Origin of the sequence: Stenotrophomonas sp. ESTM1D_MKCIP4_1 (assembly GCF_003086895.1) — a bacterium.
Taxonomy (GTDB): Bacteria; Pseudomonadota; Gammaproteobacteria; order Xanthomonadales; family Xanthomonadaceae; genus Stenotrophomonas.
In genome coordinates this window covers 808,280-820,373 of the sequence record NZ_CP026004.1, presented here as the reverse complement: position 1 = coordinate 820,373, position 12,094 = coordinate 808,280, and the positions used below count along the sequence as shown (strand labels likewise).

12 protein-coding genes are annotated in these 12,094 nt (G+C 66.8%); 6 read left to right on the top strand and 6 right to left on the bottom strand.

All coding sequences use genetic code 11. The features are described 5' to 3' along the window. Positions 1 to 15: 15 nt before the first annotated feature. Together C1924_RS03685 and C1924_RS03680 are read right to left on the bottom strand one after the other, a co-directional pair. A complete protein-coding gene (locus C1924_RS03685) occupies positions 16 to 687 on the bottom strand; it encodes a hypothetical protein (protein ID WP_108764130.1) in 672 nt (223 codons plus the stop codon). Then, positions 684 to 2,096 (bottom strand): MFS transporter, encoded by a 1,413-nt coding sequence (locus tag C1924_RS03680; protein WP_108764129.1) that lies wholly within the window; start codon positions 2,094 to 2,096, stop codon positions 684 to 686. The genes C1924_RS03685 and C1924_RS03680 overlap by 4 nt, the downstream gene beginning before the upstream one ends. Before the next feature lie 106 nt (positions 2,097 to 2,202). Here C1924_RS03680 and C1924_RS03675 point away from each other — a divergent pair, with 106 nt between their 5' ends. Continuing rightward, positions 2,203 to 3,087: a LysR family transcriptional regulator gene (locus C1924_RS03675; RefSeq protein WP_108764128.1), complete on the top strand. Its 885-nt coding sequence runs from the start codon at positions 2,203 to 2,205 to the stop codon at positions 3,085 to 3,087. A 370-nt stretch (positions 3,088 to 3,457) separates the two neighbouring features. On the opposite strand, the gene pip is transcribed toward C1924_RS03675, so the two are convergent. Both pip and prmC read right to left on the bottom strand, forming a co-directional pair. After that, on the bottom strand, positions 3,458 to 4,399 hold the full coding sequence (gene pip, locus C1924_RS03665; RefSeq protein WP_108764126.1) for a prolyl aminopeptidase: 942 nt from the start codon (positions 4,397 to 4,399) through the stop codon (positions 3,458 to 3,460). A gap of 48 nt (positions 4,400 to 4,447) precedes the next feature. Beyond that, the gene (gene prmC / locus C1924_RS03660) at positions 4,448 to 5,305 is read right to left on the bottom strand and encodes a peptide chain release factor N(5)-glutamine methyltransferase (protein WP_108764125.1); all 858 of its coding nucleotides are present in this window, start codon (positions 5,303 to 5,305) and stop codon (positions 4,448 to 4,450) included. Positions 5,306 to 5,624: 319 nt separating this feature from the next. Here prmC and ahpC point away from each other — a divergent pair, with 319 nt between their 5' ends. The 5 genes from ahpC to C1924_RS03635 all read left to right on the top strand — a co-directional run bounded on the left by ahpC (position 5,625) and on the right by C1924_RS03635 (position 10,571). Then, a complete protein-coding gene (gene ahpC / locus C1924_RS03655; RefSeq protein WP_079220707.1) occupies positions 5,625 to 6,188 on the top strand; it encodes an alkyl hydroperoxide reductase subunit C in 564 nt (187 codons plus the stop codon). A 216-nt stretch (positions 6,189 to 6,404) separates the two neighbouring features. After that, on the top strand, positions 6,405 to 7,997 hold the full coding sequence (ahpF, locus tag C1924_RS03650; RefSeq protein ID WP_108764124.1) for an alkyl hydroperoxide reductase subunit F: 1,593 nt from the start codon (positions 6,405 to 6,407) through the stop codon (positions 7,995 to 7,997). Positions 7,998 to 8,070: 73 nt separating this feature from the next. Further along, positions 8,071 to 9,036, top strand: coding sequence for a LysR substrate-binding domain-containing protein (locus C1924_RS03645; RefSeq protein ID WP_108764123.1), 966 nt, complete (start codon positions 8,071 to 8,073; stop codon positions 9,034 to 9,036). A 123-nt stretch (positions 9,037 to 9,159) separates the two neighbouring features. Continuing rightward, positions 9,160 to 9,564, top strand: coding sequence for a nucleoside diphosphate kinase regulator (rnk, locus tag C1924_RS03640; protein WP_108764122.1), 405 nt, complete (start codon positions 9,160 to 9,162; stop codon positions 9,562 to 9,564). Positions 9,565 to 9,614: 50 nt separating this feature from the next. Beyond that, positions 9,615 to 10,571, top strand: a complete 957-nt coding sequence (locus C1924_RS03635; RefSeq protein ID WP_108764121.1) for a transaldolase — start codon at positions 9,615 to 9,617, stop codon at positions 10,569 to 10,571. A gap of 534 nt (positions 10,572 to 11,105) precedes the next feature. Here C1924_RS03635 and msrA read toward each other — a convergent pair. Continuing rightward, entirely contained in the window at positions 11,106 to 11,771 is a 666-nt protein-coding gene (gene msrA / locus C1924_RS03630) for a peptide-methionine (S)-S-oxide reductase MsrA (protein WP_174208983.1), read from the bottom strand. A gap of 30 nt (positions 11,772 to 11,801) precedes the next feature. Further along, a complete protein-coding gene (locus C1924_RS03625) occupies positions 11,802 to 12,065 on the bottom strand; it encodes a DUF2007 domain-containing protein (protein ID WP_108764119.1) in 264 nt (87 codons plus the stop codon). Positions 12,066 to 12,094 lie beyond the last annotated feature (29 nt).

Here is a 12,094-nt window from a genome sequence, read left to right as displayed (position 1 = left end):
CGTGGATGGTGTTGTTCAGCGCAACGCAGGCGCATCCATCCACGGGAAGGGCTTGAAGCCGCGCACCTGCACGGTGGCGCCGATGGCATCGAACGCGTCCTTGATGGCCTGCGCGCGCTCACGATCCAGCGCTTCGCCCAGCAACAGCGGCAGTGCACGGCAGCGCGCCAGCGCCTCACCCACGGGCACCTCGTGCAGGCGCGCCACGCGCTGTGCGGCCGCCTTCAGCTGATCGTCCGGGCAGGCCACCAGCTGCAGATCGAACGAAGCAAAGATGCCTGCGCCAACGCCAGCCCTGCACGCTGCGGCCTGATCTTCGGCTGTCGCCTCGCCCAGCGCCTCGTCGATGCCTTCGACCTGCTGGAAGGCGTCGTACTCGTGGTAGTACGCCAGCGCCTGCGCGTACTCGGCCAGGGTGGACAGCGGCCGCTGCCGCTTCTGCACCTGCAGCACACTGGCAAAGGTGGCGGGTTCCAGATACTCCCGCAGGCCCAGCGCGTACGCCTCGGCCGGCACTTCGCTGTCATCGTCGAATGCCGTTTCCTCGTCGGGCGGCAGCCAGAAGCGCGCCTGCAGCAATGCGTCTTCGGTGGCATGCACCCAGCCGAAGGAGCGGAACACCGCGTGGTCATCGTTGCAGGCGGCGAAGGCGCCGAGGGTCTGTTGCAGGTCCAGCAGTTCGATCATGCGTTGTTGGCGTGGCCATCAAGGGAACTGCAGTCTACCGGTGCCCGGCGCAGGCCCAGCGCGATGACCACGCCGAACAGGGCAAACAGCGCGGCGCCATATTCGGCACGCACCAGCCCGGCCAAGGCTGTGGGCGAGCCTGCCGTACCTGCGCCGGCATTGGCCACCATGACCAGCACCGCCAGCCCCAACGCGCCACCAATCTGCTGCGCGGTCGCGGCCATGCCAGATGCGACACCCTGCTGCGCGGCCGGCACGCCCTGCCCGGCCACGATCCACATCGCGGTCCAGGTCATGCCCTGGCCGATGCTCAACACCACCACGCCTGGCAGCAGCGGCCAGAAATTTGCTCCCTGCGGCAGGGTGGCCGCCACCCAGGCAATGCCGACGGCACCGGCCAGTTGGCCGACCACCAGCACCCTGCGCGCGCTCCAGCGCTTCAGCGTCCACTCGGCCAGCTGGATGCCGACCGTACACACTGCGGTGGCCGGCAGGAATGCCAGGCCTGCCTGCAGCGGACTCCAGCCATAGCCATCCTGGAAGTACAGCGCCATGAAGTAGTACTGCACGCCGTAGCTGCTCATGAACGCGAAGGTCAGGCCCAGCGCCGCGCGCAGGCCCGGCAGGCGCAGCAGCGCGAACTGCATGAGCGGGTCGCGGCTGCGCTGTTCGATCTGCACGAATGCTGCCAGCAGCAGCCCCGACAGCAGCAGGCAGCCCAGTGTCGCCGGCGCGGTCCAGCCCCACTCCGGGCCCTGCACGAGGGTGGTCACCAGCAGGCTGCCGCCGAGGGTGACGGTGATGCAGCCGGCCAGGTCGAACGAGCGACCCTGCGCACGCGGGCCATCGGCCGGCAGCCATGCACCGGCGGCGACGGCGCAGGCGGCGGCCAGCGGCACGATCACCGCCAGCACCGCCGGCCAGCCGAACGCCTGGGTCAGCACGCCACCGAGCAGGGTGCCCAGCGCCAGGCCGACCGCACTGGCCATGCTCCAGATCGCCAGCGCGCGGTTGCGCACCGGGCCCTCGGCATACAGCGTGTTGATCAGCGCCAGGGTGGCCGGGAACAGCAGCGCGGCACCGATGCCCTGCGCCGCGCGCGCAATGATCAGCAGCGTGGCATTCGGTGCCAGCGCGCCCAGCAGCGAGGCCAGCGCGAACAGCAGCATGCCCAGCCGGTAGAAGCGGCGGCGCCCGATCAGGTCGGCGGCGCGGCCGCCCAGCAGCAGGCTGCCGCCGAAGGCCACGGTGTAGGCGCTCACCACCCACTGCAGCTGCTGCGCATTGATCTGCAGCGCGCGCCCCATGTCATGCAGGGCGACGAAGATGATGGTGGCATCCAGGGCGATGATCAGCTGGGCGGTGGCCAGCAGGGTCAGCGCCCAGCGCGGGTACTTGAGTGGGGGCATCGGCGGCGGTGGATCAGTGGGGGAGCGCAGTCTCATTGATGCGGCTTCATCAATAAACCCCCGCGCATCCATATCTGTCATGATTTTCTTCATGAATGGATCATCATTGGACCTCAATGCTGTGCGCATGCTGGTGCAGGTGGCCGAGGCACGCAGCTTCACCCTGGCCGCCGGGCAGCTGGGACTGAGCCAGTCCGGGCTGTCGCGCGCGATCAGCCGGCTGGAGGCCACGCTGGGGGTGAAGCTGCTGCAGCGGAACACCCGCAACGTGGCCCTGACCCCCGATGGGCGGCAGTTCGTTGAACAGGTGGCGCCTCTGCTGTGCGGCCTTGAGGATGCCGAACGCCAGTTGGCCGATCGCCCGTGCACGCCTTCGGGCACGCTGAAGATCAGTGCGCCGTCGATGTTTGGGCGCAAGGTGCTGGTGCCGTTGCTTGGGCCGTTGCTGCAGCAGCATCCACAGCTGCAGGTGGACGCCGTGCTCAGCGACCGCCTGGTCGACCTGGTCGAGGAAGGCTTTGATGCGGCGCTGCGTACCGGCGTCATCGCCGACCAGCGCATTGTTGCGCGGCCGTTGCGGCCGCTGCGCTGGGTGACGGTGGCCAGCCCGGCCTATCTGGCCCGCTGTGGCACACCGACCGATATCGGCGCGCTGCATGACCATGCCTGCCTGGCGGTGCGCAACCTGCGCAGTGGGCGCGTGGTCGACTGGCAGTTCCTGCAGGAGGGCCACCTGCGCGATTTCACGCCGACGACGCGGATGGTGTTCGACAGCGGTGACCCACTGGTGGAAGCGGCCATCGCCGGCATCGGCATCGTGCAGGTGATGGATTTCGCCGTGGCCGATGCGTTGGCCGATGGCCGACTGCAGCACGTGCTGCAGCCGTTTGAAGGCCGCAGCCGCGCCTTGTCGCTGATCTACCCGCCATCGCGGCAGCATTCACCCAAGCTGCAGGTGCTGGCCGACGCGTTGCTGGCCGGCGACTGGTAGATCCACGCCACGCGTGGATGCAGTTCGGATGCGCGTTGCCGGCCAGCGGCCGGCACTACCGGGTAGTAGATCCACGCCATGCGTGGATGCGGTTCGGGTACGCGTTGCCGGCCAGCGGCCGGCACTACCAGGTAGTAGATCCACGCCATGCGTGGATGCGGTTCGGGTACGCGTTGCCGGCCAGCGGCCGGCACTACCAGGTAGTAGATCCACGCCATGCGTGGATGGGGATCCAGAGCAGGAGCAGCCAGGCGTGGCCTGGCTCTACTGATCAGTGCACCGTACCCGGTCTGGAGCGGAGCCCCCTTGTTGTTCAAGGGGGCGCGCCGACAGGCGCGGGGATAAGGTTGAATGCGAGGACAGTTTTGCCTCAGGCAAAACTATCGGTGGCGCGCACCAGCGCGTCCACGTTCTCTGCTTCAAATGCCGAATGGCCCGAGGCGGGGGTGATTTCCAGCTTCGCCTTCGGCCATGCCTTTGTCAGGTCCCACGCATTGGCCAGCGGGCAGACCACGTCGTAGCGCCCGTGCACGATGACGCCGGGGATGTCTGCGATGCGGTGTGCGTCGCGCAGCAGCTGGTCTTCCACCTCGAAGAAGCCACCGTTGACGAAGTAGTGGTTTTCGATGCGGGCGAACGCCAGTGCGAAATGCGGATCTTCGTGGCTGCTGATGAAGTCATCATCGACATGCAGGAAGCTGGTCGCACCTTCCCACACCGCCCAGGCCTTGGCCGCGTCCAGGCGCGTGGTTTCGTCGTCGCTGGTCAGGCGGCGATGGAAGGCCGAGATCAGGTCGTGGCGTTCCACTGCCGGGATCGGCTTCAGGTAATGCTCCCACGCATCCGGGAACAGGCGGTTGGCGCCTTCCTGGTAGAACCATTCCAGTTCCCAGCGGCGCAGCATGAAGATGCCGCGCAGAACCAGTTCGGTCACGCGCTGCGGGTGGGTCTGCGCATAGGCCAGGGCCAGGGTCGAACCCCAGCTGCCACCGAACACCTGCCAGCGATCGACCTTGAGGTGTTCGCGCAGCTTCTCGATATCGGCAACGAGGTCCCAGGTGGTGTTGTCCACCAGGTCCGCGTGCGGAGTGGAGCGGCCGGCACCGCGCTGGTCGAACAGGATGATGCGGTACTTGGCCGGGTCATGGAACTGGCGCATTTTTTCGCTGCAGCCGCCGCCCGGGCCACCGTGCAGCATCACCACCGGCTTGCCGTCCGGGTTGCCGCACTGTTCAAAGTACAGCGTGTGGCGGTCGTCCACCTTCAGGGTGCCGACGTCGTAGGGAGTGATGGCGGGATACAGCGTACGCATGCTTGCAGCTCCAGGGTGATGCCCTGCCGGGGCAGGAGAACCCCCATTCTAGGCCGGGCGCTGGCCCAGAGTGACGCGGTCGCGCTGCTCCAGGTCCTGCGCGGTCTGCACCTGCAGGTAACCGGCCTGCGCGAACAGCGCGCGGATGGCATCGCCCTGGTCCCAGCCGTGCTCGATCAGCAGCCAGCCGCCAGGCAGCAGATGCGCCTGCCCCCCGGCGACAATGCGGCGGATGTCGTCCAGGCCATCCACGCCGGATGCCAGTGCGGTGGCCGGCTCGAAGCGCAGGTCGCCCTGCTGCAGGTGCGGGTCGTTGCTGGCGATATACGGCGGGTTGCTGGCGATCAGATCGAACGGTTCGCCCTGCAGCGGCGCATACCAGTCGTACGCGCCTTGGGCGAACCGCACGTTGGCCAGCGCGTGGCGGGTGGCGTTGCGGGCGGCCGTCGCCAACGCGGCGCTGCTGGCGTCGGTGGCCAGCACGCGGGCGCGCGGGCGCTCGCTGGCCAGGGCCAGGGCAATGGCGCCGCTGCCGGTGCCCAGGTCGGCCACCTGCAGGTCACGGTCCAGCGGCAGCCGCTCCAGCGCCAGTTCCACCAGCAGCTCGGTTTCCGGGCGCGGGATGAGGGTGGACGGGTCGACCTCCAGATCCAGGGTCCAGAAACCGCGGTGGCCGGTCAGGTAGGCCACCGGTTCGCCGGCCACGCGACGGGCCAGCAGGGCCTCGAACGCGGCCAGATCGGTGCGCGACAGCGGATCGGTGGCGTGTGCGAACAACCAACTTCGGGGGCGATCCAGCACGTGCAGCAGCAGGAGTTCGGCCTCGTGGCGGGCGTCGATGCCGTCCAGGCGGGCGCTGGCGTCTGCCACGGCCTGGCGCAGGGAGGGGTCGGGTTGGATGGACATCCGGCAATTGTAGAGCCGAGCCCATGCTCGGCTCCGCCAGGCAGCCGAGCGTGGGCTCGGCTCTACAAACGCTGGATCCGTTCAGGTTCGATGGGACGGGATAAGGACGGGCTATCGCCGCCCATCCGCGCATTCAGCCGGTTTCCTTTTTCATACAAGGGCTTGCAGGATGATGACCGCCGGATTCATGGCAGGCTCATCGCATTTCAATAGACTCCATCTATCAAATAGATGAAATCAATGCATTGTTCTTATCGCCAATGAATCGGTAACCTAGCTCCTGTCGATTCACCCACTCCCCTTCACCAGAGGAAAAACGATGTCCCTGATCAACACCCAGATCCAGCCGTTTGAAGCCAACGCCTACCACAACGGCGAGTTCATCAAGGTTTCCGATGCAAGCCTGAAGGGCCAGTGGTCCGTCCTGATCTTCATGCCGGCCGCCTTCACCTTCAACTGCCCGACCGAGATCGAAGACGCCGCCGAGCACTACGCCGAGTTCAAGAAGGCCGGTGCCGAGGTCTACATCGTCACCACCGACACCCACTTCTCGCACAAGGTCTGGCACGAAACCTCGCCGGCCGTCGGCAAGGCCCAGTTCCCGCTGGTCGGCGACCCGACCCACAAGCTGACCCGCGCCTTCGGCGTGCACATTGAAGAAGAAGGCCTGGCCCTGCGCGGCACCTTCATCATCAACCCGGAAGGCGTGATCAAGACCCTGGAGATCCACTCCAACGAGATCGCCCGTGACGTGTCCGAGACCCTGCGCAAGCTGAAGGCTGCCCAGTTCACCGCCGCCAACCCGAACCAGGTCTGCCCGGCCAAGTGGAAGGAAGGCGAGAAGACCCTGACCCCGTCGCTGGACCTGGTCGGCAAGATCTAAAGCAGTACCGGCCTGCCGCGGCCCCACGCCGCAGTGCGCCCCTCATCCCCGTGCCGGCCCCACGCCGGCGTGGGGGTGAACCCAAGACGGCCGCGCCCGCATCGCCCCTTCCACAGGTCCGCGCTGCCCTCTTGGGTTCACCCCTACCCCCTCGCTGGTCCGCTACCTTTTGCAGCGGTGCCACGCCCCGTGTTTGCCTGAAGCCAGGAGAAGACCATGTTGGACGCCAACCTGCAGTCGCAGCTGAAGACCTATCTGGAGCGCGTGACCCGCCCGATCCAGATCACCGCGCGCGCCGATGACGGTGCCAAGTCGCAGGAAATGCTGGACCTGCTGCAGACGCTGGAAAGCCTGTCGGACAAGATTTCGCTGCAGGTGCTCCGTGATGGCCAGGGCCGCGTGCCGTCCTTCGATCTGGGCACCCCGGGCCAGGACATCCACCTGACCTTCGCCGGCCTGCCGATGGGCCACGAGTTCACGTCACTGGTACTGGCCCTGCTGCAGGTCGGCGGCCACCCGTCCAAGGCCACCGCCGAGCTGATCGAGCAGGTGCGGAACCTGGAAGGCGACTACCGGTTTGAAACCTACTTCTCGCTGTCCTGCCAGAACTGCCCGGACGTGGTGCAGGCGCTGAACCTGGCGGCCGTGCTCAACCCGCGCATCCAGCACGTGGCCATCGACGGCGCGCTGTTCCAGGATGAAGTGGAAAAGCGCGAGATCATGTCCGTGCCCACCGTGTACCTCAACGGTGAAGTGTTCGACCAGGGCCGCATGACCCTCGAACAGATCGTGGCCAAGCTGGACACCAACGCCGGCAAGCGCGAGGCGGAAAAGATCGCCGCCAAGGACGCCTTCGACGTGCTGGTGGTCGGTGGTGGCCCGGCCGGCGCCGCAGCGGCCATCTACGCCGCGCGCAAGGGCATCCGCACCGGCATCGCTGCCGAGCGCTTCGGTGGCCAGGTGCTGGACACGATGGCCATCGAGAACTTCATTTCGGTGAAGGAGACCGAAGGCCCCAAGCTGGCCACCGCGCTGGAACAGCACGTGCGCGAGTACGAGGTGGACATCATGGATCTGCAGCGCGCCAGCGCACTGGTGCCGGCCGGCGAGGACGGCCTGGTGCAGGTGAAGCTGGAAAACGGCGCGGTGCTGAAGTCGCGCTCGGTCATCCTGTCCACCGGCGCACGCTGGCGGCAGATGAACGTGCCGGGCGAAGACCAGTACCGCAACAAGGGCGTGGCCTATTGCCCCCACTGCGATGGCCCGCTGTTCAAGGGCAAGCGCGTGGCGGTGATCGGGGGCGGCAACTCCGGCGTGGAAGCGGCCATCGACCTGGCGGGCATCGTGTCGCATGTAACCTTGCTGGAGTTTGATTCCAGCCTGCGCGCCGATGAAGTGCTGCAGAAGAAGCTGCGCAGCCTGGGCAATGTGACCGTGCTGACCAGCGCGCAGACCACCGAAGTGCTGGGCGATGGCAGCCGTGTCACCGGCCTGGTCTATAAAGACCGCGTCGGCGGCGATGCTCACCGTGTGGAACTGGAAGGCATCTTCGTGCAGATCGGCCTGCTGCCCAACACCGAATGGCTGAAGGACACCGTGGCACTGTCGCCGCGTGGCGAGATCGTCATTGATGACCGCGGGCAGACCAACCTGCCGGGCGTGTTCGCCGCAGGCGATTGCACCACGGTACCCTACAAGCAGATCATCATCGCCATGGGTGCCGGTTCGACTGCGGCACTGAGCGCCTTCGACCACCTCATCCGTTCGTCCGTAAGCAAGGGCAGCGGCGCGGTGGCCGAAGCCGCCTGATCACTCGTTCCCAGGTCATCGGGGGCACCACTGCCTGCTGGGTAAGCCGGTCCGTTACCCCTGGGGTCTTAGGATGAACCTACGCGATCTGAAATACCTGGTGGCCCTGGCCGATTACAAGCACTTCGGCCGGGCCGCCGCATCCTGTTTCGTCAGCCAGCCCACGCTGTCCACCCAGATCCGCAAGCTGGAAGAGGAACTGGGCGTACCACTGGTGGAGCGCGCGCCGCGCAAGGTGATGCTGACCCCTGCCGGGCAGGAAGCGGCGATGCGGGCGCGGGTGATCGTGTCCGAGGTGGAACAACTGAAGGAAGCGGCGCGACGCAGCCGCGACCCGGAAGCCGGTACAGTGCGCCTGGGGATCTTCCCGACCCTGGGCCCGTACCTGCTGCCGCATGTGATTCCGCGCATCCGCGACCGCTTTCCGGAACTGGAACTGCTGCTGGTCGAGGAAAAGAGCGACGTGCTGCTGGAGCGCCTGCGCGAAGGCAAGCTGGATGCCGCGCTGCTGGCTCTGCCGGTGATCGACGACCAGCTGCATGCCGAGTTCCTGTTCGAGGAACCGTTCCTGCTTGCTGTTTCCGGCCGTCACCCGCTGGCCCGCCGCGAGCACCTGGATGTACAGGAACTGGCCACCCAGAAGCTGCTGCTGCTGGAAGATGGCCATTGCCTGCGTGACCAGGCGCTGGAGGTGTGCCGCCTGTTCGGTGCCAACGAAAAATCCGAATTCCGCGCCACCAGCCTGGAAACCCTGCGGCAGATGGTCGCTGCCGATGTCGGCATCACGTTGCTGCCCAGCCTGTCGGTGCAGCCGCCGGTGCCGCGCTCGAACAACATCCGCCTGCTCGACTTCACCGGCGAAGGCCGCCCCAGCCGGCGCATCGCCATGGTCTGGCGGCGCAGCTCGGCCATGCATGGCTTCCTGCTGGAACTGGCCGATCAGTTCAAGCGCCTGCCGCAGGCGCTGTTCACCCTCGATGCCCAGGGCGCGCCGGCCGGTGAAGCACCGACCCCGGCGGGTGCGCTGCTGAACGATTGAGCCCGCAGCGCTGCCGGCGCTCCACGGCGGGAGTCGATTCCCGCCGCATTTGTCCCCACAATATAGACAGGCGGCGCCCGGTGGTGCCGCCTTTTGCATGGCTTTCAATCAAGGAGCACCACCATGAACACCGCCAGCGGCCTGCCGCCATCCATCACCGTGTCAACCTTCGACATGGACCGTCTCGAGGCGATGCTCGATTCGCCTGCGCTGAGCCAGACGCCTGCCGCGCTCGCGCTTGCCGAAGAACTCAACCGGGCCACCGTGCTGGCGCCGGACCAGATTCCCGAAGGCATCGTCATGATGCATTCGCGCGTGGAGTGCGAAGATGAAGTGTCGGGCGAGAAGCACGTCCTGACCCTGGTCTTCCCCCGCGAAGCCAATGTCGATGAAGGCAAGGTTTCCGTGCTGGCCCCGGTCGGCAGTGCCCTGCTAGGCCTGGCTACCGGCCAGAGCATCGACTGGAACGCGCCCGGCGGCCGCAGACTGCGCCTGCGCGTGACCACGGTCCACAACGACCGTCCCTGAAGACCGCTGCGCACCGCGCGCGATTCGATTTCCCTGCACCAGGAGCCGTAATGAGTACCCCGTCCAAACTGTCCCAGCTGCGCGAACTGTCGGTGGTTGTCGCCGATACCGGTGACTACGACGCGATCAAGCGCCTGCAGCCGGTGGATTGCACCACCAACCCGACCCTGGTGAAGAAGGCGCTGGACCTGCCGGTCTATGCCGAACTGATCGAGCGCGAACTGGCCTGGGGCCGCCAGCAGGGCGGTGACCGCGAAGCCGTGGTGCACGCCGTGGCCGACCGCCTGACGATCGGTGTCGGCGCGCTGCTGAGCACGCTGGTGCCGGGCCGCGTGTCCACCGAAGTGGATGCCGACCAGGCCCACGACACCGACGCCACCGTGGCCAAGGCCCGCCAGTTCATCCAGATGTACGCCGATGCCGGCGTGCCGCGCGAGAAGATCCTGATCAAGATCGCCGCGACCTGGGAAGGCGTGGAAGCCGCGCGCATCCTGCAGGCCGAGGGCATCGACTGCAACCTGACCCTGATCTTCAACCCGACCCAGGCCCTGGCCTGCAGCGAAGCCGGTGCGTTCCTGATTTCGCCGTTCGTCGGCCGCATCCTCGATTGGTACGTGGCCAACGGCCAGACCCCGGCCACCATCGACGAAGACCCGGGCGTGAAGTTCGTGCGTGGCGTGTATGCCGAATTCAAGCGCCGCGGTTCGCCGACGGTGGTGATGGGCGCCTCGTTCCGCTCGACCGCGCAGATCGAAGCGCTGGCCGGCTGCGACCGCCTGACGATTTCGCCGGACCTGCTGGAAAAGCTGGACGCCGACTACGGCGAGCTGCCGCGCAAGCTGGTGGCCGGTGCGGCCGATGGCGTTGCGGTCACCCCGATCGATGCGGCCAAGTTCGCAGCGGACCTGGCGGCGGACCCGATGGCGACCGAGAAGCTGGCGACCGGTATCGATGCGTTTGCCAAGGACCTGCAGGCACTGCGCGAGCGTATCCGTTCGGAACTGTGATTGCGTCCAACGGCTGAGCCCCTCGTGGCGGGCTGTTCGGCTGGGTAGAGTCGATCGCTGGTCGACTGACTGCAAGAGCAACAGCCGCGCTGGGTTTTTGCGGTTGGCAGGGCGGGTGGGCCGTGCAGGGGACGCTGGCCGCCCGCCACGGAAGAAAGAAGAGCAACGGCGGGTCGCGCGCTTTGCTTGCTCGCAGCCGAGCATGGCTCGGCTCTACAAGAGCACTGCAGAACCAAAGAAAAAGGACGCGGCGAAAGCCGCGTCCTTTTTCTTTTCCATCAGTTCGTCACCAACCCAATGCTCTTGCCCACCGTCACCGGGAAACTATCGGGGGTGGGGCGGTGTGGGTTGGCAGGACCGTTGGCGCCATGGATGGCGCCATCGAGCCCCCATGGACGGGTTTACGGCGTGTCCTGCCAACCCACACCGCCCCGCCCAACCATCAGCAACCCAGAGCCGCTTTGTAGTTCAGCCGACTAACAGTCGGCTCTACCAGGCTGTGGCTTCTGCCCGCCGCAGGCAGACCTCCGCGCGTCAGCGCGGCGCCTCCACATCCAGCCCGATCGGGCAGCTCACGCCGGTACCACCAATGCCGCAGTACCCGTTCGGGTTCTTCGCCAGGTACTGCTGGTGATAGTCCTCGGCGTAGTAGTACTCCGGCGCCGGGTACACGATCTCGGTGGTGATCGGCCCGTAACCGGCCGCATCCAGCTGTGCCTGGTAGGCCTCGCGGCTGGCCAGCGCCGCCGCGTACTGCGCCTCGTCGGTGGCGTGGATCGCCGAACGGTACTGGGTGCCGGTGTCGTTGCCCTGCCGCATGCCCTGGGTCGGGTCGTGGCTTTCCCAGAACAGCTGCAGCAGCCGCTCCAGACTGACCACCGCCGGGTCGAACACCACCTGCACCACCTCGGTGTGGCCGGTCAGGCCCGAGCAGACCTCTTCATAGGTCGGGTTCGGGGTGACGCCGCCGGCATACCCCACCGACGTGCTGTACACGCCCGGCTCGTTCCAGAACTTGCGCTCGGCTCCCCAGAAGCAACCCAGCGCGAAGCGGATCTGCTGCAGGCCGGCAAAGCGGTCCTTCAGCGGATGGCTGTTCACGAAGTGCTGGTTGCTGTGCAGCGGCAGCGGCTGGTCACGTCCCGGCAGTGCCTCTTCCGGGCGCGGCAGGCGCTGCTTGAAGGCCCCGATGCCGAGGATGCCCTGGCTGATTCCCAACATGATGCGCTCCTACGCCGGCAGTCCGGCCCAATCGTCTGCATCGGAAATGGGGTCGGACGAGCCCTGGCCCAAGTCCAGCGCCGCCACGATGTCCTCCGCCTGCGGCCGCGCCGCATCGGGAATGCCGACCCGCAGCACACCAAACAGCGGCAGCTCACCCATGCCGCCCAGCAACTGCTCGCCGAACACGAAGGCCGGGATGCCGGCGTCTTCCAGCGCGTGCTTGACCAGATGGGCATCGAACAGATTGTCGGCCTTGTACACGATGTGCATGGGCGGCTCCTCGGGACAGGGGTCCAGCA

What these genes read in the sequence shown, in the direction of transcription:
- pip (WP_108764126.1), bottom strand. Translation starts at nt 4,399, where the DNA reads ATGCGTACGCTGTATCCCGCCATCACTCCCTACGACGTCGGCACCCTG.
- C1924_RS03645 (WP_108764123.1), top strand. Translation starts at nt 8,071, where the DNA reads ATGAACCTACGCGATCTGAAATACCTGGTGGCCCTGGCCGATTACAAG.
- ahpF (WP_108764124.1), top strand. Translation starts at nt 6,405, where the DNA reads ATGTTGGACGCCAACCTGCAGTCGCAGCTGAAGACCTATCTGGAGCGC.
- prmC (WP_108764125.1), bottom strand. Translation starts at nt 5,305, where the DNA reads ATGTCCATCCAACCCGACCCCTCCCTGCGCCAGGCCGTGGCAGACGCC.
- C1924_RS03680 (WP_108764129.1), bottom strand. Translation starts at nt 2,096, where the DNA reads ATGCCCCCACTCAAGTACCCGCGCTGGGCGCTGACCCTGCTGGCCACC.
- rnk (WP_108764122.1), top strand. Translation starts at nt 9,160, where the DNA reads ATGAACACCGCCAGCGGCCTGCCGCCATCCATCACCGTGTCAACCTTC.
- C1924_RS03625 (WP_108764119.1), bottom strand. Translation starts at nt 12,065, where the DNA reads ATGCACATCGTGTACAAGGCCGACAATCTGTTCGATGCCCATCTGGTC.
- ahpC (WP_079220707.1), top strand. Translation starts at nt 5,625, where the DNA reads ATGTCCCTGATCAACACCCAGATCCAGCCGTTTGAAGCCAACGCCTAC.
- C1924_RS03635 (WP_108764121.1), top strand. Translation starts at nt 9,615, where the DNA reads ATGAGTACCCCGTCCAAACTGTCCCAGCTGCGCGAACTGTCGGTGGTT.
- C1924_RS03685 (WP_108764130.1), bottom strand. Translation starts at nt 687, where the DNA reads ATGATCGAACTGCTGGACCTGCAACAGACCCTCGGCGCCTTCGCCGCC.